General features: G+C 71.9%; 23 protein-coding genes and 1 pseudogene. 19 read left to right on the top strand and 5 right to left on the bottom strand.

The annotated features are described in order from the left end of the window. Window positions 1-36: 36 nt before the first annotated feature. Window positions 37-288 carry a hypothetical protein gene (locus LCE31_RS16430; protein WP_225015014.1) on the bottom strand — a complete coding sequence of 84 codons (252 nt, stop codon included), beginning with the start codon at window positions 286-288 and terminating at the stop codon, window positions 37-39. Window positions 289-452: 164 nt separating this feature from the next. Between LCE31_RS16430 and LCE31_RS16425 the strand changes: the two genes are divergently transcribed. Continuing rightward, on the top strand, window positions 453-1,481 hold the full coding sequence (locus LCE31_RS16425) for a LacI family DNA-binding transcriptional regulator (protein ID WP_225015013.1): 1,029 nt from the start codon (window positions 453-455) through the stop codon (window positions 1,479-1,481). Window positions 1,482-1,719: 238 nt separating this feature from the next. Beyond that, complete coding sequence (locus tag LCE31_RS16420) at window positions 1,720-2,655, top strand: phosphatase PAP2 family protein (RefSeq protein ID WP_225015012.1); 936 nt, start codon at window positions 1,720-1,722, stop codon at window positions 2,653-2,655. Window positions 2,656-2,691: 36 nt separating this feature from the next. Here LCE31_RS16420 and LCE31_RS16415 read toward each other — a convergent pair whose 3' ends face one another. Then, window positions 2,692-5,721: a bifunctional [glutamine synthetase] adenylyltransferase/[glutamine synthetase]-adenylyl-L-tyrosine phosphorylase gene (locus LCE31_RS16415; protein WP_225015011.1), complete on the bottom strand. Its 3,030-nt coding sequence runs from the start codon at window positions 5,719-5,721 to the stop codon at window positions 2,692-2,694. A 158-nt stretch (window positions 5,722-5,879) separates the two neighbouring features. On the opposite strand from LCE31_RS16415, the gene LCE31_RS16410 reads away from it, so the two are divergent. Both LCE31_RS16410 and LCE31_RS16405 read left to right on the top strand, forming a co-directional pair. Beyond that, window positions 5,880-6,491: a pyridoxamine 5'-phosphate oxidase family protein gene (locus LCE31_RS16410; protein WP_225015010.1), complete on the top strand. Its 612-nt coding sequence runs from the start codon at window positions 5,880-5,882 to the stop codon at window positions 6,489-6,491. A 360-nt stretch (window positions 6,492-6,851) separates the two neighbouring features. After that, window positions 6,852-7,808, top strand: a complete 957-nt coding sequence (locus LCE31_RS16405; RefSeq protein ID WP_225015009.1) for an AraC family transcriptional regulator — start codon at window positions 6,852-6,854, stop codon at window positions 7,806-7,808. A 220-nt stretch (window positions 7,809-8,028) separates the two neighbouring features. Here LCE31_RS16405 and LCE31_RS16400 read toward each other — a convergent pair whose 3' ends face one another. Continuing rightward, window positions 8,029-8,748 (bottom strand): type 1 glutamine amidotransferase domain-containing protein, encoded by a 720-nt coding sequence (locus LCE31_RS16400; RefSeq protein ID WP_225015008.1) that lies wholly within the window; start codon window positions 8,746-8,748, stop codon window positions 8,029-8,031. A gap of 245 nt (window positions 8,749-8,993) precedes the next feature. On the opposite strand from LCE31_RS16400, the gene LCE31_RS16395 reads away from it, so the two are divergent. The 12 genes and pseudogenes from LCE31_RS16395 to LCE31_RS16340 all read left to right on the top strand — a co-directional run bounded on the left by LCE31_RS16395 (window position 8,994) and on the right by LCE31_RS16340 (window position 17,156). Next, window positions 8,994-10,010: a DJ-1/PfpI family protein gene (locus LCE31_RS16395; RefSeq protein WP_225015007.1), complete on the top strand. Its 1,017-nt coding sequence runs from the start codon at window positions 8,994-8,996 to the stop codon at window positions 10,008-10,010. Between the two features lie 151 nt (window positions 10,011-10,161). After that, complete coding sequence (locus LCE31_RS16390; protein ID WP_225015006.1) at window positions 10,162-10,605, top strand: nuclear transport factor 2 family protein; 444 nt, start codon at window positions 10,162-10,164, stop codon at window positions 10,603-10,605. Next, on the top strand, window positions 10,602-11,117 hold the full coding sequence (locus tag LCE31_RS16385; protein ID WP_225015005.1) for a nuclear transport factor 2 family protein: 516 nt from the start codon (window positions 10,602-10,604) through the stop codon (window positions 11,115-11,117). The genes LCE31_RS16390 and LCE31_RS16385 overlap by 4 nt, the downstream gene beginning before the upstream one ends. 67 nt (window positions 11,118-11,184) lie before the next feature. Further along, window positions 11,185-12,717, top strand: coding sequence for a toluene monooxygenase (locus LCE31_RS16380; RefSeq protein WP_225015004.1), 1,533 nt, complete (start codon window positions 11,185-11,187; stop codon window positions 12,715-12,717). Continuing rightward, complete coding sequence (locus LCE31_RS16375) at window positions 12,714-13,016, top strand: toluene-4-monooxygenase system B family protein (protein WP_225015003.1); 303 nt, start codon at window positions 12,714-12,716, stop codon at window positions 13,014-13,016. The genes LCE31_RS16380 and LCE31_RS16375 overlap by 4 nt, the downstream gene beginning before the upstream one ends. Then, window positions 13,013-13,327: an MmoB/DmpM family protein gene (locus LCE31_RS16370; protein WP_225015002.1), complete on the top strand. Its 315-nt coding sequence runs from the start codon at window positions 13,013-13,015 to the stop codon at window positions 13,325-13,327. Before LCE31_RS16375 ends, LCE31_RS16370 begins: the two co-directional genes overlap by 4 nt. Continuing rightward, on the top strand, window positions 13,324-14,385 hold the full coding sequence (locus tag LCE31_RS16365) for a hypothetical protein (protein WP_225015001.1): 1,062 nt from the start codon (window positions 13,324-13,326) through the stop codon (window positions 14,383-14,385). The genes LCE31_RS16370 and LCE31_RS16365 overlap by 4 nt, the downstream gene beginning before the upstream one ends. Continuing rightward, complete coding sequence (locus tag LCE31_RS16360) at window positions 14,382-14,705, top strand: Rieske 2Fe-2S domain-containing protein (protein ID WP_225015000.1); 324 nt, start codon at window positions 14,382-14,384, stop codon at window positions 14,703-14,705. Before LCE31_RS16365 ends, LCE31_RS16360 begins: the two co-directional genes overlap by 4 nt. Beyond that, complete coding sequence (locus tag LCE31_RS16355; RefSeq protein WP_225014999.1) at window positions 14,702-15,988, top strand: NAD(P)/FAD-dependent oxidoreductase; 1,287 nt, start codon at window positions 14,702-14,704, stop codon at window positions 15,986-15,988. The genes LCE31_RS16360 and LCE31_RS16355 overlap by 4 nt, the downstream gene beginning before the upstream one ends. Next, window positions 15,903-16,328 (top strand): annotated as a pseudogene (locus LCE31_RS16350) (uL22 family ribosomal protein); the annotation flags it as partial. The gene LCE31_RS16355 and the pseudogene LCE31_RS16350, both read left to right, overlap by 86 nt. Before the next feature lie 165 nt (window positions 16,329-16,493). After that, window positions 16,494-16,796 (top strand): metal-sulfur cluster assembly factor, encoded by a 303-nt coding sequence (locus tag LCE31_RS16345; RefSeq protein WP_225015015.1) that lies wholly within the window; start codon window positions 16,494-16,496, stop codon window positions 16,794-16,796. A gap of 69 nt (window positions 16,797-16,865) precedes the next feature. Further along, window positions 16,866-17,156: a putative quinol monooxygenase gene (locus LCE31_RS16340; RefSeq protein ID WP_225014998.1), complete on the top strand. Its 291-nt coding sequence runs from the start codon at window positions 16,866-16,868 to the stop codon at window positions 17,154-17,156. A 55-nt stretch (window positions 17,157-17,211) separates the two neighbouring features. On the opposite strand, the gene LCE31_RS16335 is transcribed toward LCE31_RS16340, so the two are convergent. Then, window positions 17,212-18,972, bottom strand: a complete 1,761-nt coding sequence (locus LCE31_RS16335; protein ID WP_225014997.1) for an NAD+ synthase — start codon at window positions 18,970-18,972, stop codon at window positions 17,212-17,214. A 409-nt stretch (window positions 18,973-19,381) separates the two neighbouring features. Between LCE31_RS16335 and glnA the strand changes: the two genes are divergently transcribed. Then, window positions 19,382-20,743: a type I glutamate--ammonia ligase gene (glnA, locus tag LCE31_RS16330; protein WP_225014996.1), complete on the top strand. Its 1,362-nt coding sequence runs from the start codon at window positions 19,382-19,384 to the stop codon at window positions 20,741-20,743. A 10-nt stretch (window positions 20,744-20,753) separates the two neighbouring features. Then, window positions 20,754-21,677, top strand: a complete 924-nt coding sequence (locus tag LCE31_RS16325) for an SDR family NAD(P)-dependent oxidoreductase (RefSeq protein WP_225014995.1) — start codon at window positions 20,754-20,756, stop codon at window positions 21,675-21,677. Between the two features lie 55 nt (window positions 21,678-21,732). Here LCE31_RS16325 and LCE31_RS16320 read toward each other — a convergent pair whose 3' ends face one another. After that, window positions 21,733-22,650, bottom strand: a complete 918-nt coding sequence (locus LCE31_RS16320) for an endonuclease/exonuclease/phosphatase family protein (RefSeq protein ID WP_374118482.1) — start codon at window positions 22,648-22,650, stop codon at window positions 21,733-21,735. A gap of 398 nt (window positions 22,651-23,048) precedes the next feature. On the opposite strand from LCE31_RS16320, the gene panB reads away from it, so the two are divergent. Next, a complete protein-coding gene (panB, locus tag LCE31_RS16315; protein WP_225014993.1) occupies window positions 23,049-23,960 on the top strand; it encodes a 3-methyl-2-oxobutanoate hydroxymethyltransferase in 912 nt (303 codons plus the stop codon). Window positions 23,961-24,128: the final 168 nt, after the last annotated feature.

Raw genomic sequence — 24,128 nt, 5'->3', positions numbered from 1 at the left:
CGCGGGGCCGGGCCTCATCCGGCCCCCCCCGCGGGCTTATCTGGCCAACTCCCGCCCCCGCCGCGAAGGCGCCCCGGCCGGTGCGGCGGGCGGGGCCGCGGGGGGGGGGGTGCCGGCGCCGGTGATCTCGTCGCCGGGCGTGGGGCGCTGCGCCGGTGCTTCGGCGGACGTACGGGCGGGCGGCGGGGCGATGGCCCCTCCCGGGGTGTGCCCGCCGGTGCGGGCGGAGGCGTCCGCGGGGCCGGGAAGAGCGGCGTCGGTGGCAGAGGCGGCGGGCTGCTTGGTCATGTCGTCCCTGTGTTTCTTCAGGCACCGGGGGCGGTGGCTGTCCGTGACCAGACGGTAACAGTGCGGACACGGAGCCGAAAGGGCTTGCGCAATCTTTCAGCAAACTTTCGGTCACTTCCCGTGTCCTTACAGGTGCGGACCGGGGTCCCGTACAGTCCCGTTCCATGACCGCACGACTGGCCGGGATCGCAGCGCGCGCGGGGGTGAGCGAGGCGACGGTCAGCCGGGTGCTGAACGGCCGGCCGGGGGTCGCGACGGACACACGCAGGGCCGTTCTCGCGGCACTCGACGCGCTCGGCTACCCGCATCCGGCACGCGAACGCAGGCAGGGCGGCGCCCTGATCGGCCTCGTGATGCCCGAGCTGGACAACCCGGTCTTCCCGGCGCTGGCCCAGGCGATCGGCGCGGCACTGGCCGGGCGGGGCTGCACACCGGTGCTCGCCACCCAGGGGCAGGAGGGTTCCGCCGAGGACGAGCTGACGGACATGCTCGTCGAACGGGGCGCCACCGGCCTGATAGTCGTGTCGGGCCGGCACGCGGACACCACCGCCGACCTGGGCGGCTACGAGCGACTGCGGGCGCGGGGCGTGCCGTTCGTCCTGGTCGACGGGTACGCGCCCACGGTGCGCGCCCCGTTCGTCTCCCCCGACGACCGTGCGGCCGTGCGGCTCGCGGTGACGCACCTCGTCGCGCTCGGGCACCGGCGCGTGGGTCTCGCGGTGGGGCCCGCCCGGTTCGTGCCGGTGATCCGCAAGACCGGGGCGTTCGTGGAAGCGGTCGGCGAACTGCTCGGGCAGCCGGAGGAAGAGGCCGAAAAGCTCATCGGGCGGTCGCTGTTCACGCTGGAGGGCGGCCAGGCCGCCGCGTCCGCGCTGCTGGACGCCGGGTGCACCGCGCTGGTGTGCGCGAGCGACATGATGGCGCTCGGCGCGATCAGAGCCGTACGGCAGCGGGGTCTTGAGGTGCCGCGCGACGTGTCGGTGGTGGGGTACGACGACTCACCGCTGATGGCGTTCACCGATCCGCCGCTGACGACGATACGCAAGCCGGTGGCCGCGATGGGGCGTGCGGCGGTGCACACCCTGCTGGAGGAGATCGCCGGGTCCCCGCCCCCGCACAGCGAGTTCGTGTTCCTGCCCGAGCTGGTGGTGCGCGGCTCGACGGCGTCGGGACCACCGCGCTCCGCTTCGTAGACCACCGCGCTCCGCTTCGCAGACCGGCGCGAGCGGGGCCGTCTCCGGGGCCCGTCGGCCAGGGTTCGTCGGCCGGAGTACGCGGACCGGAGCGCGGCGCCGGGCAGCGCGTTCACCACGATGTCGCGCGGACTCACCCCGGAATTGGTCATCACACCCCCAAAGAGTGGCAAACGCGGGGTGAACGCGACCTGCGGATGATCGGTTCGGCGGAGCCGGTCTGGCAAACTCTGTCGCTATGGGTGAACCGACCGTGAACAGACCGGCCGTGGCCGCGCGGACGAGTCTCACGGCCGCGCCGTCACCCGCCGTTGACGAGGAGGCGAAGGTGGCCGACTCGCCGCCGACGACGGGCGCGTCGGCCGTGCGGGCCGGTGACAGCACGTCGACCGTGCGCGGCTGGCTGCGTCGCCGCAGACTGCCGCGCAAGCCGCGCATCTGGTTCGAGATCCTGCTGATCGCGGCGGGTTACTGGATCTACTCCAAGATCCGCAACGCCGTGCCGGAACAGCGCACGCAGGCCCTGCGCAACGCCCGCTGGGTGTGGAGCACGGAGCACCACCTCGGGATCGCCGTCGAGCAGTCGGTCAACCACGCCGTCAACTCGGTGACATGGGTGATCGTCCCGATGAACTACTACTACGCGACGCTGCACTTCATCATCACGATCGGCGTGCTGGTCTGGCTGTTCTGGGCGCACCCGGGCCGGTACGCGGCAGCCAGGACGGTGCTCGGCGTCACGACCGTCGTCGCCCTCCTCGGCTACTACCTGTACCCGCTCGCGCCGCCGCGGCTGCTGAGCGGCAAGTTCATCGACACCGTGGCCGTGCACCACACCTGGGGCTCGGTGTCCTCGGGCAACCTGAAGTCGGTGTCGAACCAGTACGCGGCGATGCCGTCGATGCACATCGGCTGGTCGCTCTGGTGCGGGCTGACGATCTTCGCCCTGGCGAAGGCGCCCTGGGCCCGCATCCTCGGCATGTGCTACCCGGTGTTCACCCTGTCGGTGATCGTGGCGACGGCCAACCACTTCTGGCTGGACGCGATCGGCGGAATTCTCTGCCTGGCGTTCGGCTACGCCGTCTCGTACGCCTGGTACGGCACCATGCCCTACCGGCTCCCCCGCCTGGCGAGGGAGCGCGGACGACGGGGCACGCAGCCGGTCAGGGCCTGACCGCGCGGCCCCGATGCCCCGCGCGTCGGCAGGGCCTCAGGGCGTGTCGTACCCGTAGAAGATCTCCTCCATCACGGTGCGCGCCCTGCGCGTCGCGCGCCGGTAGTCGTCGAGCATCTCGCCGACGCGGCCGGGGCCGTAGCCCAGGTAGCGGCCGACCGCGGCGAGTTCCCTGCTCTCCGAGGGGAACGTGTCGCTCGGCCTGCCGCGCACCAGCATCGTGCCGTTGCGCACGCGCGTCGCCAGCACCCAGGCCTCGTCCAGCGTGGCGGCGGCCTCCGGGGGGATCAGGCCGGCGTCCCTGGCGACCGCGAGCGCGGTCCTGGTGCTCGTGGTGCGCAGTTCGGGCAGCGCGTGCGCGTGCTGCATCTGCACCAGCTGCACCGTCCACTCGACGTCGGTGAGGCCGCCCCTGCCGAGCTTCGTGTGCAGGTTCGGGTCCGTGCCGCGGGGCAGCCGCTCCGTCTCCATCCGGGCCTTGAGGCGGCGGATCTCGCGGACGTCGTCCTCGGACAGCCCGCCCGCCGGGTAGCGCAGCGGGTCGATCAGCTCGATGAACCGCCCCCCGAGGCCGGGGTCGCCCGCCATCGGGGCGGCGCGCAGCAGCGCCTGGCTCTCCCACACGAGCGACCAGCGCCGGTAGTAGGCCGCGTACGAGGCGAGGGTGCGCACTATCGGCCCGCTCTTGCCCTCGGGCCGCAGGTCGGGGTCGATCAGCAGCGGCGGGTCGGCGGTGGGCACCTGGAGGAGCCTGCGCATCTCCGTGACGACGGTGGACGCGGCGACCGCGGCCTCGTGCTCGTCCACGCCCTCCCACGGCTCGTGCACGAACAGCACGTCCGCGTCGGACCCGTACGCCAGCTCGTGGCCGCCGAAGCGGCCCATGCCGATGACGGCGAACCGGGTGGGCAGCGTGTCGCCCCAGCGCTCGCGCACGGCGGCGCGCAGGGCGCCCGCGAGGGTGGCCGCGTTGAGGTCGGTGAGCGAGCGGCCGACCCGGTCGACGAGCGCCCCGTGGTCCCCCTCCGCCGGGCTCTCCTCCGTGCCGTACGAGCCGACGATGTCGGCGGCGGCCGTACGGAACAGCTCCCGCCTGCGCACCCCGCGCGCCGCCGCGACGCCGCCCTCCGCGGTGTCCGCGCGCCCCACGGCCGCGACGATCTCCTGTTCCAGGCCCTCCCGGCCGCGCGGGTCGAGCCCCTGCGGGGCGCCGAGCAGCGCGACCGCCTCGGGCGCGCGCAGCAGCAGGTCGGGGGCGAGCCGGCCGGCGGACAGCACGCGCGCCAGGTTCTCGGCCGCGGCGCCCTCGTCCCGCAGGAGCCGCAGGTACCACGGCGTCTTGCCGAGCGCGTCCGACACCTTGCGGAAGCCGAGGAGGCCCGCGTCCGGGTCGGCGGAGTCCGCGAACCACCCGAGCAGGACCGGCAGCAGCGTCCGCTGGATCGCCGCCTTGCGGGAGACACCGGACGAGAGCGCCTCCAGATGGCGCAGGGCCGCCACCGGGTCCGCGTAGCCGAGCGCTTCGAGGCGCTGGCCCGCGGCCTTGGCGCTGAGCCGGGTCTCACCGGGCGCCAGCTGTGCGACGGCGTCGAGGAGCGGCCGGTAGAACAGCTTCTCGTGCAGCCGCCGTACGACGGAGGTGTGCCGCTTCCACTCCTTGACGAGTGCGGCGACCGGGTCGGTGCGCAGGCCGATGGAGCGGGCGATGCGGCGCAGGTCCGCGTCGTCCTCCGGCATCAGGTGGGTACGGCGCAGCCGGTAGAGCTGGATGCGGTGCTCGACGGTCCGCAGGAACCGGTACGCCTCGTCGAGCTGCGCGGCGTCGGTGCGGCCGACGTAGCCGCCCGCGGCGAGCGCCCTGAGGGCGTCGAGGGTGGTGCCGCTGTGCAGGGAGGCGTCGCTGCGGCCGTGCACGAGCTGGAGCAGCTGCACGGCGAACTCGACGTCGCGCAGGCCGCCGGGCCCGAGCTTGATCTCCCTCTCGGCCTGCCCCGCGGGGATGTTGTCGACGACCCGGCGGCGCATCTCCTGCACGTCGGGCACGAAGTGGTCGCGCTCGGCCGCCTGCCACACGAGCGGGGTGACGGCCTCCTGGTAGGCGGCGCCGAGGGCCACGTCGCCCGCGACGGGCCTGGCCTTGAGGAGCGCCTGGAACTCCCAGGTCTTCGCCCACCGCTCGTAGTAGGCGAGGTGGCTGGTGAGGGTGCGCACGAGCGGACCGTTGCGGCCCTCGGGGCGCAGGTTCGCGTCGACGGGCCAGATGGCGCCCTCGACGGTGGTCTCCGAGCAGATCCGCATGAGGTGGGACGCGAGGCGGGTGGCGGCGCGCACGGCGGTCGTCTCGTCGGCGTCGGGGGTGTCCTCGGGGACGTCCCCGACGAAGATCACGTCGACGTCGGAGACGTAGTTCAGCTCGTGGCCGCCGCACTTGCCCATCGCGATGACGGCGAGCCGGCAGGCGGCGGCGTCCTCGGGTGCGGCGGCGCGGGCGATGGCCAGGGCGGCGCGCAGGGTCGCCGTGGCGAGGTCGGCGAGTTCCGCGGCGGTCTCGGCGACGTCCGTCGTGCCGCACACGTCCCTGGCCGCTATGGCGAGCAGGCAGCGCCGGTAGGCGACGCGCAGCGCGATCGGGTCGGCGGCGTCGGCGAGCCCCTGCTCGAACTCGGTCACCCCGGGGTGCAGGTCGGCGGACTCGTACGTGGCGAGGACCCGCCAGTCCTCCGGGTGCCTGGCCAGGTGGTCGCCGAGGGCCTCGGACGCGCCGAGGACCCCCAGCAGCCGGTCGCGCAGGGGCTTGGCCGTGACGAGGGTGTCGAGGAACACGCGCAGCGCGGAGCCTTCCGCGCCCTCCCCGGTCTCGCCGTGCGCCTCGGCGAGCCGTACGAGCCCGCGCAGCGCGAGGTCCGGGTCGGCGGTGGCGCCGAGCGCGTCGAGGAGGAGGGGGTCGGCCCGTACGGCGGCGATGGCGGGCGCGTCGAGGAAGCGCTCGGCGGCGGAGGGGTCGGTGAATCCGTGCCGCAGCAGGCGCGTGAAGGTGCTGCTGCGGCGGCCCGGCGCCGTCGTCATCCGGTCTTCTCCTTGTCCGGTCGCCCTGCTCGTTGCCCGTACGCCGACGGTGTCCGCGATGCAAGACTGGTGCGTTTGAGGACTGGGATCGAGCCTAGTCCCGACGGGCGCGGCACGGGAGCCGATGAGTTCCGGCCGCGCAGGGAGTCGGCACAGACATGACGGACGCAGCGAACTCCCACGAGCCCCATGAGCCCCACGAGCCCCACGACGGGACGGCAGATTACCCGCGCGGGGTGCTGGACGCCCGCTACGGCGAACCGGAGGCACGGGCCCCGGACTGGCGCTACGCGGTGCGGCTGCTGGACGAGGCGCAGGTCTTCTGGCTGACGACCCTGCGGGCCGGCGGGGCGGGGCCGCATGTCACGCCCCTGCTCGCGGTGTGGTCCGAGGACGCACTGCACTTCTGCACGGGTGCGGGCGAACAGAAGGCGCGCAATCTGGCGGCGGACCGCCGGGTGGCTCTGACGACGGGCGCCAACGCCCTGCACGCCGGCTGCGACCTGGTGGTGGAGGGCGAGGCGGTCCGAGTCACGGACGCCGCCCGGCTACGGCACCTGGCGGCCGCCTGGGAGGCGAAGTACGGCGCGGAGTGGCGTTTCGACGTACGCGAGGACGCGGCGGGCGACGGCGTGTTCGGCGGCGAACACGGCAACGTGGCACGGGTGTTCGCGGTGGCGCCGGTCCGCGCGTACGGCTTCGGCAAGGCCCCCTACAGCCAGACGAGATGGACCTTCGGCGCGCGGGACGCGGCGCGGACACCGCGCTGACCGGCTTCCTCCGGCCGAGGGTGTCGGGCACGCCGGAGGGCGCGGCGCCGAGGCGACGGCCGGAGCACCGGTCGCCGGAGCAGCCCGCGCTCACCGCGCCGCACGGGCGGCCCCCTGAGACGCTCACCGGGAAGCGAGCCGCACGGCAGCCCCTCGGAGCGGCGAAGTCCGCAATTTTTCGACCCGTTTCTTGGGTTCCCGCCGGCGACGGAGGCCATAGCATCTGCATTCAGGCCAGGACAGGCGGCTGTCTCCACCGTGTGGCGGATGACGGCCACCGCACGACACCGAACGGGTGGGCGTAGCGGCAGACCGCCTCGACGACCGAGCCGTGGAGGCCGACAGCACGGGAGCCGACTGATGACCGCCGTACCCCACCCGCTGGAGGAGACACTGACGTCGGGGGATCTCCTGTCCGAGATCCGCGCCCGTACGCCCGACGTCGGCGGCAACGCCGGCGGCTGGCCAGGACTGACCTTCTACCGGTACACCCGGCCCACGGAGCCGCAGTGGGAGGAGGTCAAGTCGCTCTCCCTGTGCGTCATCGCGCAGGGCCGCAAGTGCGTCGTGTCGGGCGGACAGCCGCATTACTACGACCCCTTCAACTATCTGGTGCTCAGCAGCAGCCAGCACTTCACGGCGGAGATCCTGGAGGCGACGGAGGAGAAGCCCTTCCTCTCGCTGGTGCTCCAGATCGAGCCGACGCTGGTACGGCGGGTCTCGTCCGACATCCTGGACCGCCGCGCACTGCCCTTCGGGCCCAAGGGGCGCGGCAAGCCCGAGCCGGTCTTCGTCTCCCCGCTGGACTGCGCGCTGATGTCGGCGACCATCCGCTTCCTCCAGGCGACCCACAACGGCGCGGACCGGCGAGTGCTGGCCCCGCTGTATCTGCGCGAGATGGTCTACCGGGTCCTCCAGGCGGAACAGTACGAACGCCTGATCGAGGTGGCGGCCACGGAAGCGGTCAGCAACCCGGTCAGCGAGGTGATCTCCTACGTACAGCGCAACATGTCGGAGCCGCTGACGGTGAGCGACATGGCGGAGCAGGTGTCCATGAGTCCGTCCGCCTTCTCCCACCTCTTCCGCGAGGTGACAGGGAAATCCCCTTACCAGTTCGTCAAGGAGATGCGACTCAACCGGGCTCGCGATCTCCTGATCGAACAGCAGATGAGTGTGACCAAGGTGTCGCGCGCCGTGGGATATCCCAGCACCTCGCACTTCATCAATGAATTCCGTGACCGGTTCGGGGCGACGCCGCGCGCCTATTGCGATCTCCAGCTCATTTCCAGAGAACTCGGCTCCCAGCAGCGAGGCTGAGGCGAGACGTTCCTTTCGCCCGTACCCCCTTGGCTTTCCCGGCAGCCGTACCCTTTCGCGCCTCTTCGTGGCACAGGGACCAGCGCGGGGCCGCCGCGCGCCGGGGGGCGGGCCCCGCGGACCGGGTGCGGGCCCCGCGGACCGGTGGGCCGTGGCGGAACCGGTGGGCCGTGGCGGGACCGGTGGGCCCGTAGGGCGCCGGCCCACCGGCCGCGCGCGGTCAGCCGACGCGCGCCCCCGCCCGCAGTTCCACCAGACGCTCGGCCAACGGGGCCGACGACGCCGGATTCTGGCCGGTGTGCAGATTTCCGTCCGACACCACATGCGGCCCGAAGACGGCGCCGCTCTGCTCGTAGCGGGCCCCGCCGGCGGTCAGGCGGTCCTCCAGCAGCCAGGGAGCCTTGTCGGCGAAACCCATCGCCGCCTCCTCCTCGTTGCTGAACCCCGTCACCCCGCGGCCCGCGAACAGCCAGGCTCCGGACCTGTCGCGCGCCGGCAGGAAGGCGGCAGGACCGTGGCACACCGCCGCCACCGGCTTGTCCGCGGCGGTGAAGGCCGCCACCAGCGCGCCGAACCTCTCGGACCGCGCCAGATCCTCCATGGGCCCGTGGCCGCCGGGCACGAACACGAGGTCGTAGTCCGCGGCGTCGGCCGTGTCCAGGTCGACGGGTGTGTTCAGCTCCGCCGCGATGCGGTCCAGGTACGCGCGAAACCGGCGGCCGGGCTCCTCTGAGCCACCGTTGACGGCCGCCGAGAAGCCGGCCTCGTCCGCCGTCGGAGGAACGCCTCCGGGAGTGGCGGCGACGATCTCGAACCCCGCCGCGCGGAAGATCTCATGCGGGACAGCCAGTTCCTCCGGCCAGTAACCGCAAGGGTGTTTGGTGCCGTCTGCCAGCGTCCAGTGGTCGGAGCCGGACACCGCGAGCAGTACGCGTGTCATGACAAACCTCTCTGCCGTCGAGCGCTTCCACGTCGTCTGCGGGAAGCACGCACATCACGTTAGGCAGCACGGCCATTTCCACCGCCGGGTTCGGTCGGAATCTTCTACTTCTCGCCCGGAACCCGCACCCTGCCGCACCGGCAGCGGAATACGCAGTTCTCCGGCAGGAATCTGCGATGCGTCGGCCGGAAATACGGGCCTACCGTCGTGACGTCGCGATAACGAACTGTTCACCTGGAGTTGACATGGCGCGCATCGCGTACCTCGTGTCCAGCGCGAAGGAGATCGTCCTGGCAGGGGGAAGCCGGCACCCCACGGGATATTTCGCCGAGGAGGCGGTCAAACCGTACGAGCGCTTCACCGCCGCCGGGCACGACGTGGTCGTCGTCACGCCGGACGGCGTGCCTCCGACCGCCGACCCGTACGGGCTCGAACACTTCTTCCACTACCCGGAGGAGGACCAGGATTTCTTCGCCTCGGTCATCCGCACCTTCCACCACGACCCGGACGACATCCGCGTCACCCTGCACCAGAACACGGAGCTCGGCCTGGTGGCCGCGCGCCGTGTCGTGGAGCGTCTGGTCGGGCGGAACCTGGCGCCCGCCGCCGCGCACGACCTCGTCAGCCGGGCGGCCCGGATCGCCTGGCTCCAGGACCGCCAACTGGTGGATGTCATGGTGGCCGAGGGCCTGGACGGTGGCCTGACCCGGGCGGACCTCCAGGACGCGGTCGACGAACTCGACGAGGCCGCACGCGCGTTGGCCTCCGAACGGCACCGCAGGCTGCGGGGTTTCGAGGGCTTCGGGAACCCGGTCGCGCTGTCCGGCCTCGATGACGGGCAACTGGCCTCCTTCGATGCCGTTTTCGCCCCCGGCGGCCATGGCCCGATGGTCGATCTGGCCGACAATCCCGACGTGCGCAGGCTGTTGCGCAGCCTCCACGACAGGGGAGCACCGATCGCCGCGCTGTGCCACGGGCCCGCGCTGCTGCTCGCCGCGCCCGACCGCGACGACGGGCAGTGGATGTTCGACGGCTACCGGATGACGTGCTTCACCGACGAAGAGGAGGACCAGACGGTCCCCGGCCGGCTCGGTCTGCCGTGGTACGTCGACACGGCCCTGAAGAACGCGGGCGCGGTCTTCGACGACGGGCCGAGTGCCTGGGCGTCCCACGTCGTGGTGGACCGCGAGCTCATCACCGGCCAGAACCCCAACTCGACGGAGGCCACGGCGGACGCGCTGCTGAAGGCGCTTGCCGCGTGAACACCGTTTCGGGGCGGACAGGAGCGGACCCCGTCCCGCTACGGGCCCGGTCACCGTACGACGGACCGGCGAGGTCCGCGTGGTCCGCGTGGTCCGCGCGGTCCGGTCCGGGCGGTCCATGTATCCCATTGTCGCGAAGGAGCACCAGATCATGAGTCAAACGCCCGCCGAGACGGTCCAGGGCTTCCTGGCCGCGCTGCGACGCGGGGACATCGACGGCGCACTGGCGCCGGTCAGCCGCTCCGTCGTGGCGAATCTGCACCCCTTGCGGGTCAGGGGCGGCGGCCGGGAGGACCTGCGCCGCCTGCTCGCCTCGACCGTGACCGCTTTCCCCGACCTGCTCCTCACCGAGAAGCACCTGCTCGAACTCGGTCGCGTGGTGGTCGTGGAACTGAAGATGGAGGGCACCCAGGCCGCCGACTACCTGGGCATCGTCAACCAGGAGAAACACATCGATCTGGACCAGGCGTGGCGCCTGACGGTGGACGCGGGGTCCATCACCGGGTTCGACCTCTACTGGTGCCAGAACCAGCTCTACCGCCGGCTGGCCGTGAAGCGGCTCGACGAGGTGGCCATCGTGGGAGGAGCGGCATGACCGTCGCGCGAGACGAGACACGCCCGCCCGACGGCGCTCCGGCCGCGGCTGCCGGGGCCCGCCGCGCGAAGGTCGCGGCCGAGAGCGCGGCCCGGCTCTTCGAGGCGTACCGCCGGCACGACATCGACGCCATGACCGACCTGTGCACGGACACCGCGCGGTTCTCCTACGTGCCCTACGAGGTGTGGGGCAAGCAGCGGGTGCTGCGGGGCGACGGCAAGGTGAAGACGGTGGGCAAGACCATCTGGGCAGGACTCGTCAATTCCTTCCCCGACCTGCACAACGTCGTCCACACCATCGACGCGGGCGAGGACGGCGACGCGGTCGTCTCCTGCGACATCGGCGGCCGGCAGCAACTGGCCTGGGGCGCCGCCGAGGCGCGGGGCGGTTCGTTCAGCGAGCCCCACCTGTTCGTCCTCCACGTCGACGAGGACGGGCTGATCGACAGCGTGCGGGCGTACTGGGACGGCGCCGGCATCAACCGGCAGCTCGGCCACCTCGAAGTCGACTGAGAAGGCACAGCCCCGAGGACATGAATCCCGAGGACGTGAATCCCGAGGACGAAAGGCAAGGACAGCGATGAGCCTGCTCAAGCGCGAGGAGTGGCAGCACTTCGTCCGCGACGTGGACTGGACCTACAGCTACGCCGACGACGAGGCGGTCTTCCCGGAGTGGCACAGCGGAACGGGCAAGGTGCCCAGGGAGGCCTGGACCGCCTGGGAGGAGGACTACAAGGTCACGTACCCGGACTACGTGGCCACGCAGCGGGAGAAGGAGTCGGCCGCCTACGCGGTGAAGGCGGCGTTGCAGCGCTCCCCGAACTTCGACCACCTGGACGAGGGCTGGCGCTCGTCCACCAAGATGCACTTCGGCGGTGTGGCGCTGGTCGAGTACGCCGCGGTGCTCGGCGAGTTGAAGATGGCCAGGTTCGGGCTGAACGGCTCGTGGCGCAACATGGCGACCTTCGGCGCGCTGGACGAACTGCGGCACGCGCAGATCACCACGTTCTTCGGCCACGAGTTCATCAAGAAGGACCCGCAGTACGACTGGACGCAGAAGACCTTCCACCAGAACAACTGGGTACCGGTGTCGCTGCGCAACGTCTTCGACAACATGATGATCGCGCCCAACGTGGTCGATCTGGCGATCGGACTGCCGTTCACGTTCGAGACCGGCTTCACCAACCTCCAGTTCGTGGCGCTGTCGGCGGACGCGCTGGAGGCGGGTGACGTCAACTTCGCCAACATGATCTCGTCGATCCAGACGGACGAGGCACGCCACTCCCAACAGGGCGGCCCGACGATGGAGATCCTGGTCGAGCACGACCCGGTGCGGGCCCAGTGGGTCATCGACCGCAACTTCTGGGGCTCGGCACGCGCCTTCGCCGCCCTCACCGGTCCCGCCATGGACTACTACACCCCCCTTGAACACCGGAAGCAGTCCTACCGGGAGTTCATGGAGGAGTGGATCGTCGACCAGTTCATCCACACCATCGAGGACTACGGCCTCAAGAAGCCGTGGTTCTGGGACGAGTTCATGCGAGGGCTGGACACGTGGCACCACGGCCTGCACATGGGTCTGTGGTACTGGCGGCCCACCCTGTGGTGGCGGCCCAAGGCCGGCGTCTCGAAGGACGAACGCGACTGGCTGAGGGAGAAGTACCCCAACTGGGAGGCCGTCTACGGTGACAAGTGGGACACACTGATCGACAACGTCAACGCGGACAACGTGGAGGCGACACTGCCCGAGACGCTGCCGTGGCTGTGCAGCATGTGCAACCTCCCGTGCTGCAACGCCGTGCAGAGCCGGTCGGGCCGGTGGCGGGTGCCTTCCTGGTCACTGAAGTACGGCGGCAAGACCTACCACTTCTGCACCAACGCCTGCCGGCAGATCTGGTGGAAGGACCGCGACAACGTCAACCACGAGACCCTGGTCGAACGGTTCGTGGCCGGGAAGATCCAGCCCATGGACGTCGGCGGAATCCTGTCGTACATGGGAATGACCCCGGACGTCATGGGCGACGACCCCGACTACGAGGCCTGGACCAGGGACTACGTGGGCCGCCCGGCCTCGGGACTGGCCCTGGCGGTCAAGGGGGCGAGCGCCTCGTGACGCCGCCGACCGGCACGGGCGCCGCCCGCCAGGCGCCGGCCGTCGTACCGCTCAACGCGGTCTTCGCCGACGACTTCGTGCAGATCCTGGTGGCCGTCACCACGGAGGACACCGCGGAACAGGTCGCGCGGGCCGTGGCACAGCACGTCGAGGGGAAGCGGGTCAGGGCGCTGCCGCACCCCAAGGTCGTCTTCCACAACGGGCGCCGCCTGGCACCGGACACCACGGTGGCACAGGCGGGTATGGAGCCGCTCGACCACGTCAGGGTCGAGTACGACATCCCCGGGGGAGAACGATGAGCCAGTTGGTGGGGCCGGTCCTGCGGATGGGCGACGACGTCGACCAGGTGATCGCGGCGATCGAGGACGACAACCCGGACCAGGAGATCGAGGTCGTCGACCGCGGCGCCTACGTCCGGGTGCGCGGCGCCGAGCGCGTCACCGTCACGCTGGGCACCCTGCGCCACTACCTGGGGCCCGAATTCGAGATCAGGTCGATGGAATCGATGATGTCCTCTTTCGTCGGGCGGGTCATCACCACCAGCGAGTCCATCACCTGGGAGGACATCACCGCCAGGAGCAGGGCGGCGGCGGAAGGAGCACCGATATGAGCGCGACCCCGAGGAAACCGCGTCCACGGCGGACTTTCAGCGCCTTCGGCGACGTCCGCAGGATGCCGAGCGAGTACGAGATCGTCACCCACGCCCAGAACTGGACCACCCGGAAGAACCGCAACGGTGCCTTCGAGCAGAACCCCTCCTCGGCCCCGAACCTGTGGTTCCTGACCTACCGCGACAAGTCACCGCTGGCGGTGGACGACTGGGAGCAGTTCCGCGACCCGGACGCCCTGACGTACCGCGCGTACGTCAACCTCCAGGCGGCCGCGGAGGCCAAGTCCGGCGGCGTGCTGGAAGAGTACGCCAAGGCGGACGCGGACCGGGGGCTGAGCACCGACCAGCGCCTCCTGCTGGCGGCCCTCCACACCCCGTCGCGCTACCTGGTCCACGGTTTCCAGCAGATCCAGGCCTACATCGGCTACATGGCGCCGACCTCGTACATCACCAACGCGGCCGGATTCGCCACCGCCGACCTGCTGCGGCGGCTCACCCTGATCGCCTACCGGACCCGCGAGCTGCAACTCGCCTCGCCCGACGAGGGCTTCGGGGAGAGGGAACGGCAGGTGTGGGAGGGGCACGAGGCGTGGCAGCCGGCCCGCGCGGCGGTCGAGAAGGCGCTGATCACCTACGACTGGGGCGAGTCGTTCACCGCGCTGGACCTGATGCTGGCACCGACCCTGGACGACGTACTGCTGCGGCAACTCGGCGAGGCGTCGCGCGAGGCCGGCGACCAGGAGTCGTGGCTGCTGTCGCAGTACCTCCAGGACGACACGGACCGGCGGGCCCGGTGGAGCGCGGCCCTGGTCGGCTTCATGGTCGGGAGCCGGCCGGGCAACGAGGCCGTGCTGCGGCGCTGGATGGACCGCTGGAGCCCGGTGGCCGACGAGGCCGCGGCCGGCCTCGGTGCGCTCTTCGAGCGCTGGGGGCCCCGGGGATGGACGGCGGACCGGGTGGTGTCCGAGGCGCGGACGGCCCGCGAGTCGCTGCACCGTCGGATCTTCGAGGCAGCTCCCGGGGCAGGCGCCGGCACGGAGCGGAGGGCCACCGGATGAGCGCCGCGACCGGGCAGTGGCAGGAGGCCATGCGCGTTGACGACCTGTGGGAGGGCGACATGGCGGGCGTCGAGGTCGCGGGGAAGAAGGTGCTGCTCGTCAACGTCGACGGCGACGTGCGCGCTTACCAGAACCGGTGCCCGCACCAGGCGTGGCCCCTGGACGAGGGCGACTTCGACGGGGAGACCCTCACCTGCGGGCGCCACCTGTGGGAGTTCGACGCGGAGAGCGGGCAGGGCGTGAACCCCGCGAACTGCCGGCTCACGTCCTATCCGTGCCGCGTCACCGACTCGGGAGCGATCCTGGTGGACGTCGGATGAGGCGCGGCAGGCAGGTGATCGTGGGCGGCGGCGTCGCGGGTGCCGCCGCCGCCCGGGGGCTGCGGGACGCGGGGTTCGAGGGCGAGGTGGTGCTCGTGGGCGACGAGCCCCACCGCCCGTACGAGCGCCCGCCCCTGAGCAAGGGGTTCCTGGCCGGAGAGGTCGACGAGGACGGCCTGGGCGTCGAGTCGCCCGGCTGGTACCGGGACCAGGAGGTGGAGCTGCTGCTGGGCGCCCGGGTCACAGAGATCGACACCGCGGCGGGGCGGCTCACGCTGTCCGCCACCGGCGGGGGCGAGAGCGGGAGCACCCTGCCGTACGACGGGCTGCTGCTGGCCACCGGTGTCCGGCCCCGCCGGCTGCCCGGCATCCGGGGCGAACGCGTCCACTATCCGCGTACCGTCGACGACGCGAGGGCGTTGCGCGCCCACCTCGCCGCCGCGGACCGGGTGGTCGTCGTGGGAGCCGGTTTCATCGGATGCGAGGTGGCGGCGACGGCTGTGGGCCTCGGCAAGGCGGTCACCGTCTTCGAGCCGGACACCGTGCCGTTCCGCCGTACCCTCGGTCCGCTGGTGGGCATGGCGCTCATCGGCATCCACCGTTCCCACGGAGTGGACGTACGCCTCGGTGAAGGGGTGCGGGACGTGGCCGAGACGGCGTCGGGGACCGTACGCGTCACCTCCACCGGCGGTACGCGGCTGGAGTGCGACGTGGTCGTGGTCGGGGTGGGAGCGCGGCCCAACACGGAACTGGCGGCGGCGGCCGGGATCGGGGTGGACAACGGCATCCTGACCGACGCCAGGGGCCGCACCTCCCACCCGGACATCTACGCGGCGGGTGACGTGGCCCGGCAGTACCACCCGCGCTACGGGGAGCGTCTGCGCGTGGAGCACCACGACACGGCGGCCCGGCAGGGAGCCCACGTGGCGCGCACCATGCTCGGCGGTGACACGGAGTTCGCCGAGCCCTTCTGGTTCTGGTCCGACCAGTACGAACACACCGTGCAGAGCGCCGGACGGCTGCCCGAGCCGTTCGAGCCGGTGGTCCGGGGCGACCCGGCGGAACGGAGCTTCTCCGCCTTCGCCTGGGACGGCGGCAGGGTGACCGGCGTGGTGTCCGTGGACCGTCCGCGTGACGTCCTGGACGTACGGCGTCTCGTGTTTGCCGAGCATCAGGTGACGCGGGAGCAACTCGCTGATGCGGACGTGGTGTTGCGGCACCTGGCCCCGCGCCGCGGGAGCGGCTCCCGGACGGCGGCCGGCCGCCGGACGACGGAGGTGTGATCGCATGACGGAGCTGACGGAGCCGCCGGAACTGCCGGAGCTGCTCGTCCACGAGGAACAGACGCGGGTGGCCGCGGCGGAGGCGGCGTCGGCGCTGCGGACCGTGACGGGGCTGCCCGCCCCCGCCGCGGTGTCCAGGCTTCGCTACGGCCCTGGCCGCACCTGCGAGCCGGTGGCCCGCGTCCTCGATCGCGCGCTGGGGAAAGCCGGACAGTCCGGTCTCAGCCCCGGCCGGCTGGTGGTGTCGGGCGGCGGCGCACGCCGCGGCGAGGACATCGTGCGGGTGCGCCGCACGGCACACGGCAAGGCGGACTGGATCACCAGCGAGACGGCCGACATCGAAATCCGCCTGGAACCGGCCGGCTTGAGGGCCACTGCCGAGGTGCGGGCACGCCCGTCCGGGTCCCGTGCGGACGACGGGCGGGAACGCGCCACCGAACCCCCCACCGATACCGGCACAGCGGTGCCCCCGCGGGTCGAGCCGCCCGGGGACCGCGGCGCCCTGATGGTGCGGGACCTGCTGTACGAGGTGCTCGACCCCGACCTGGGAGTGAACATCCTCGATCTGGGCTTCGTCCGCTCGATCACCGTCGATCACGACGTGGCGACCATCACCATGACCCTGACATCGGCCGCGTGCCCACTGACCGGGGTGATGGAGGACCAGATCCGCGCGGTGCTGGCGGACCGGCACCGCACCGGCGTGGCCGCCCACCGCATCGCGTGGGTGTGGCGGCCCGCGTGGAGCCCGGCGGACATCACCGACGAGGGCCGGGACCAGTTGCGCGCCATCGGTTTCAGCTTCTGACTTGTTCTCGGCCGGCTCCCGGCCGCCCACCGACCACGCCGGGCACACGTCCCGGGAAGGAGCAGCGTCATGGCACACGTCGTCATCGCCACCTGGAAGGCGGCGCCCGGCAGGGCCGACCACGTCCGCAAGATCCTGGAGACGGTCGCGCCGCTGAACCGCGCGGAGGAGAAGATGCTCTCCTTCGACGTCTGCGTCGACCCCGCAGACCCGGACACCTTCGTGCTCGTGGAGCGGTACACCGACGCCACGGGCTACGCCGACCACAGGGCCACGGAGGCGTTCCGGACGTTCGTGCTCGGTGAGGCGGTCCCGGCGCTCGCGGAGCGCTCGGTGCGGACCTTCGACACCACCGGGTGACCGGGACGGTGTCCCCGCCCGCCCCTGGAGGAGGTCCGGGGGCGGGCGGGGCGCGTCAGTCCGAGATCCGCTCGCGCCACTGGTTCGTGATGGGCAGGCGGCGGTCCTTGCCGAAACCCTTCGCGGAGATCTTCGTGCCCGGCGGGTACTGGCGGCGCTTGTACTCCGCGACGTCCACCATGCGCAGCGTCCTCGCGACGGTCTCCTCGTCGAAGCCGAGCGCCACGATGGCGTCCTTGCCCTGGTCGCGGTCGACGTACAGCTCCAGGACGCGGTCCAGGACGTCGTAGTCGGGCAGCGAGTCCGTGTCGACCTGGCCCGGGCGCAGTTCCGCGCTCGGGGGCTTGCTGATGGAGTTCTCCGGGATGGGCGGCGTCTGGCCGCGCTCCGCCGCCGCCCGGTTGCGCCAGCGGGCCAGGCGGAAGATGTCCGTCTTGTAGACGTCCTTGATCGGCCCGTACGCGCCGACGGAGTCGCCGTACAGCGTGGAGTAGCCCACCGCGAGCTCGGACTTGTTGCCGGGCGCGAGGACGATGTGGCCCTCCTGGTTGGAGAGCGCCATCAGCATCGTGCCGCGCAGCCGCGACTGGAGGTTCTCCTCGGCGAGGCCGGTGAGCCCCAGGGAGGACATGTACGCGTCGAACATCGGCTCGATCGCGACGGTGCGGAAGTGGAGGCCCGTACGCCGGGCCAGCTCGGCGGCGTCGTCCTTCGAGTGGCCGGAGGAGTACTTCGACGGCATGGACACGCCGTAGACGTTGTGCGCGCCCAGCGCGTCGCAGGCGATCGCAGCGACCAGCGCCGAGTCGATACCGCCGGACAGCCCGATCAGGACGGTGGAGAAGCCGTTCTTCGCCGTGTAGGCGCGCAGCCCGACCACGAGCGCCGAGTAGACCTCCTCGTCGTCGTCGAGCCGGTCCGCGTACCCGCCGGCCAGCTCGGGCTCGTAGGGCGGCAGCGGGTCGGCCGTGAGCGTCACGTGCTCGACGCGCAGCCCGTCGTCCACGGTCCCGGACGGCGGCTCGGGCGCGGCGGCCGGCAGGTCCAGGTCGAGGACCACGCTGCCCTCGGCGAACTGCGGGGCCCGGGCGATCGTCTCGCCGAACCGGTCGACGACGATCGAGTCGCCGTCGTAGACCAGCTCGTCCTGCCCGCCGATCATCGCCAGGTAGGCGGTGGTGCAGCCGGCCTCCTGGGCGCGCTTGCGGACCAGTTCGAGGCGGGTGTCGTCCTTCAGCCTCTCGTACGGCGAGGCGTTGATCGACACGAGGAGGCCCGCGCCGGCCGTCCTGGTGGCGGGCACCCGGCCGCCGTCCTGCCACAGGTCCTCGCAGATCGCGAGGGCGACGTCGACGCCGCGCACCCGGACGACGGGAAGGGTGTCGCCGGGCACGAAGTAGCGGAACTCGTCGAAGACGCCGTAGTTGGGGAGGTGGTGCTTCGCGTACCGCAGGACGACCTGGCCGCCGTGCAGCACGGCCGCCGCGTCCAGCGGAGCACCGGCGGGCTGCCCGTACTTCGGCTGGGCGGTCTCCGAGCGGTCCAGGTAGCCGACGATCACCGGGAGGTCGCCGAACCCCTCGTCGGCGAGGCGGACGGCGAGCGCCCGCAGCGCGGCGCGGGACGCCTCCACGAACGACGACCGCAGGGCCAGGTCCTCGACGGGATAGCCGGTCAGGACCATCTCGGGGAACGCCACGAGGTGCGCCCCCTGCTCGGCGGCGTGCCGGGTCCAGTGGACGATCGCCTCGGCGTTCCCCGCGAGGTCGCCGACGGTGGAGTCGATCTGATTCAGGGCGAGACGTAGTTGAGGCACGGGCCCAGTCTAATCACCGTAATCGTCTCTCTGACGCGATACCCGGGGCCGGTACGGGGACGTCGGCGCCGCGACCTGCGCGGGAACCTGCGCAGGGACCTGCGCGGCGACCGGTACGGGGACCCGCGCGGGGACCCCAGCGCAGGCCGTACGGGGCCGGGCGGCACGCCGTACGGGGCGGGCGCGGCGCGCCCGGTGCGGGGCGTATCCGCAGGCCCGCCGTGGTATCCCGGGGCCCGTTGGGCAGGCACTATGGGCACTGGGGCGCACCAGGAGGCCGCCGGAAGGCGCAACCTCTCGGAAACCCTGTGATGGCATGCTCGGAGCCGCCACATGTCCGCACAGACCGCCGGGGCACGGAACGGCGCCGGAGCAACCAGCCTGACCAGCAAGGATGAGTGGGATCGAGATGGATAAGCAGCAGGAGTTCGTGCTCCGCACGCTCGAAGAGCGCGACATCCGCTTCGTGCGCCTGTGGTTCACCGACGTGCTCGGCTTCCTGAAGTCCGTGGCGGTGGCCCCGGCGGAGCTGGAGCAGGCCTTCGACGAGGGCATGGGGTTCGACGGCTCGGCGATCGAGGGCTTCGCCCGGGTCTACGAGTCCGACATGATCGCGAAGCCGGACCCGGCCACGTTCCAGATCCTGCCGTGGCGTGCGGAGGCGCCCGGCACGGCGCGGATGTTCTGCGACATCCTGATGCCGGACGGCTCGCCGTCCTTCGCGGACCCGCGGTTCGTCCTGAAGCGGATGCTGGCGAAGGCCTCCGACCAGGGGTTCACCTTCTACACGCACCCCGAGATCGAGTTCTACCTGCTCAAGGACAAGCCGCTGGACGGCACGCGGCCCACCCCCGCCGACAACTCCGGCTACTTCGACCACACCCCGCAGGCCGTGGGCATGGACTTCCGCCGTACGGCGATCACCATGCTGGAGTCGATGGGGATCTCGGTCGAGTTCAGCCACCACGAGGGCGCGCCGGGCCAGCAGGAGATCGACCTGCGCTACGCGGACGCGCTGTCGACCGCCGACAACATCATGACGTTCCGCCTGGTGATGAAGCAGGTGGCGCTCGAGCAGGGCGTGCACGCGACGTTCATGCCGAAGCCGTTCTCCGAGCACCCGGGCTCCGGGATGCACACGCACCTGTCGCTGTTCGAGGGCGACCGCAACGCGTTCTACGAGTCGGGCTCCGAGTACCAGCTCTCCAAGGTGGGCCGGTCGTTCATCGCGGGCCTGCTGACGCACGCGGGGGACATCTCCGCCGTCACCAACCAGTGGGTCAACTCCTACAAGCGGATCTGGGGCGGCTCAAGCCGCAGCGCCGGCGCGGGCGGCGAGGCCCCCTCGTACATCTGCTGGGGCCACAACAACCGGTCCGCGCTCATCCGCGTGCCGATGTACAAGCCGGGCAAGACGGGCTCCGCGCGGGTGGAGGTGCGCTCGATCGACTCCGGCGCGAACCCGTACCTGACCTACGCGGTGCTGCTCGCGGCCGGTCTGAAGGGCATCGAGCAGGGCTACGAGCTGCCCGCGGGCGCCGACGACGACGTGTGGGCGCTCTCGGACGCGGAGCGGCGCGCGATGGGCATCGAGCCGCTGCCGCAGAACCTCGGCGAGGCGATCGCGCTGATGGAGCGGAGCGAGCTGGTCGCGGAGACGCTCGGCGAGCACGTCTTCGAGTTCTTCCTGCGCAACAAGAAGCAGGAGTGGGAGGAGTACCGCTCCGAGGTGACCAACTACGAGCTGCGGAAGAACCTTCCGGTGCTGTAGACAGACCACCATGGGTGACAAGAGCGAGGTGGCGCCGGGGGCGCCGAACATATCGGGCACCCCGGGCGAGCCGGACGCGACGGGGGCCGCGGGTGCGGGTGCGTCCGAGGCGGCGGAAGCCGGACGGAGGGTTGCCGGGGCCGGCCCGGGGGCGCGCGCCGGGGGCTCGCGCCCGGTCACCGTCGTCACGGGCGGCGGCCGGGGCCTCGGCGCGGCCGTGTGCGTCCGGCTCGCGGCGGACGGGCACGACATCGCCCTGGCGTACGTGAGTGACGCCGACGCCGCCGCGCGCACGGCGAAGGCCGTACAGGACGCCGGGGCGCGGTGTGTCACCGTCCGGGCCGACGTCTCGCGCGAGGGCGACGTGGACCTGCTGTTCGACACGGCCGTCGCCGAGCTGGGCCCGGTCACCGGGCTGGTGAACAACGCGGCGGTCACCGGCCCCCTCGGGCGGCTGGACGAGACGTCGACGGAGGTGCTGCGGCGGGTGGTCGACGTGAACGTGACGGGGACGCTGCTGTGTTCGCGGCGCGCGGTGCGGGAGATGACGGCCGCGAGCCCGGCGGGCGGCGGCGGTCCCGGGGCTCCCCGCGGCGCGATCGTGAACATCTCGTCGGGGGCCGCGACGCTGGGCAGCCCCGGCGAGTACGTGCACTACGCGGCGTCGAAGGCGGCCGTGGACGCCCTGACGGTGGGCCTGTCGAAGGAGCTGGGCCCGGACGGCATCCGGGTCAACTCGGTGGCCCCGGGCCTCGTCGACACGGACATGCACCGGGCGATGGGCGACCCGGGCCGACCGGCCAGGATGGCGCCTGCCATCCCGATGCGCCGGGCGGGCGAGCCGGAGGAGATCGCGGCCGCGGTGTCCTGGCTGCTCTCCTCCGAGGCGAGCTACGTCTCGGGCACGGTCCTGCGCGCGGCGGGCGGACGCTGAGCCGTCCGCGCCCGCTCCCGCGAGGGCCCCGGGGCCCGGCCGCGCTCCCGTCGCCTCAGAGCTCGACGCGGGCCGCGATCGGCAGGTGGTCGCTGCCCGTGCGCGGGAGCGTCCACGACGACTTCGGCGTCACGCCCCGCACCATGATCTGGTCGATCCGCGCCATGGGGAGCGACGCGGGCCAGCTGAACCCGTAGCCGTCGCCCGCCGCGCCCTGTGTGCTGCGCATCTGGGCCGTGACGGCGGTGAGGGAGCGGTCGTTCATCGTGCCGTTCAGGTCGCCGAGCAGCACCACCTTGGACTCCGGCTCGTGCGAGATGGCTGCACCGAGCGCGTTGGCGCTGTTGTCGCGCTGGTTGGCGGTGAAGCCCGCGTGCACCTTCACCCGGACCGAGGGCATGTGCGCCACGTACACGGCGACCTTGCCGTGCGGTGTGGAGATCACGGCGCGCATCGCCCGCTTCCAGCCGATGCGGATGTCGACGGCGTGCGTGCCGCTCATCGGGTACTTGCTCCACAGTGCGACCGTGCCCTCGATCGCGTGGTACTTGTACGTGTCCGCGAGGCCCTTCTCGTAGGTGGGCAGCGCGCTGGGCGTCAGCTCCTCGAGTGCGACGATGTCGGCGCCGGAGCGCACCAGGTCCCTGGACGTACCGGCCGGATCGGGGTTGTCCGCGTCGACGTTGTGCGTGGCGACGGTGAGATTCCCGCCCGGGGCCTCCTTGCTGACGATCAGTCCGCCGAACAGATTGAGCCAGACGGCGACCGGCAGCACGAGCGCCACCATCGCCGTCGCCGATCTGCGCACCAGCGCGAGCACCAGGATCACGGGAACGCAGACACCGAACCAGGGCAGGAAGGTCTCGGCGAGACTGCCCAAGTTGCCGATGGTGTCGGGGATGTGGGAGTGCAGCGCCATCACCAGGGTGGCCAGGACCGCGACGAGCGCGAGGACGAGGCCCCTGCGCCACATGCCGGGCCGCCAACTCCGCACGTAGGCAGGGCCCCGCCGGATTCCGGTGGGCCGGGTGTCCGCAGCGACCGTCACCGTTTCCGCCGTGTGCTCCTGCGTCATGAATCCCTCGCTGCTGTCGCCCGTACGTCTGGGACCCGGCCGGTCCCGCCCCCGCACCCGCCCGGAGTCAGTCCGACACTAGGCGATGAAGCACGGCTTTCGCCGCCACCTCACGGCACCCCCTGTGCCGACCATGACGCGACCCGGTGTGCGGAAGGTTCCGGGGCCGCGGTGGGGCCGGGATCACAGGGGCGCACGGGAACCACCACTTCCCGCGCCCGGCGCCGAGTGCCACCATGGAAGCGGTCCAGGGACGCCGTCAGGGCGCCTTGAGATGACGAAAGGGCATTCGTGCCATGACTTCTTCCTCCGCAGGTTCCGCGCGGCCGCAGCAGCACCGGGAAACCCCCGGCGAGCGGCCTCCTACATCCGCCGACAGCAGCGGGAAGGCGCTGTACGGCGGCAAGAGTTCCCGCAGGATCACCGTCCACGACATCGCCGCGGGCAAGGAGCGCGGCGAGAAGTGGCCCATGCTCACCGCGTACGACGCGATGACGGCGTCCGTCTTCGACGAGGCCGGCATCCCGGTGATGCTCGTGGGCGACTCCATGGGCAACTGCCACCTCGGGTACGAGACGACCGTCCCGGTCACCCTCGACGAGATGACGATGCTCTCCGCCGCCGTCGTGCGGGGCACGAAGCGTGCGCTGATCGTGGGCGACCTGCCGTTCGGTTCGTACCAGGAGGGGCCGGCGCAGGCCCTGCGCAGCGCCATGCGCCTCGTGAAGGACGCGGGCGTGGGCGCCGTGAAGCTGGAGGGCGGCGAGCGCTCGCACGACCAGATCTCGCTGCTCGTGCGCTCCGGCATCCCGGTGATGGCGCACATCGGCCTGACCCCGCAGTCCGTCAACGCGATGGGCTACCGGGTGCAGGGCCGGGGCGAGGAGGCCGCGCAGCAGCTGCTGCGGGACGCGAAGGCCGTACAGGACGCGGGCGCCTTCGCCGTGGTGCTCGAACTGGTTCCGGGCGAGCTCGCCGCCGAGGTCACGCGGAGCCTGCACATCCCGACCGTCGGTATCGGGGCGGGCCCCGGCACCGACGCGCAGGTGCTCGTCTACACGGACATGGTCGGGCTGACGCCCGGCCGGGTGCCGCGCTTCACCAAGCAGTACGCGAACCTGCGGCAGACGCTGGGCGACGCGGCCCGCGCGTTCGCCGACGAGGTCGTCGGAGGAACGTTCCCGCAGGAGGAGCACACCTTCCACTGAGCCACTGCCCGCACCACCGGCGGGCCCCCCCCCCCCCCCCCCCCCCCGCGGCCCCCCCCCCCCCCCCCCCCCCCCCCCCCCCCCCCCCGCCGGCGTTTCCAGGGCATGAGGAGGCGGGGTGCTCTGCTCGTCGGCCGTGCCGCGGGCGCGCGTGCTCCTGCCGTGACG

The organism is Streptomyces sp. 8L (genome assembly GCF_020176795.1).
Classification (GTDB): Bacteria; Actinomycetota; Actinomycetes; order Streptomycetales; family Streptomycetaceae; genus Streptomyces.
Note: the sequence above shows the minus strand (reverse complement) of the source record. Positions and strands in the feature narration are given on the sequence as shown.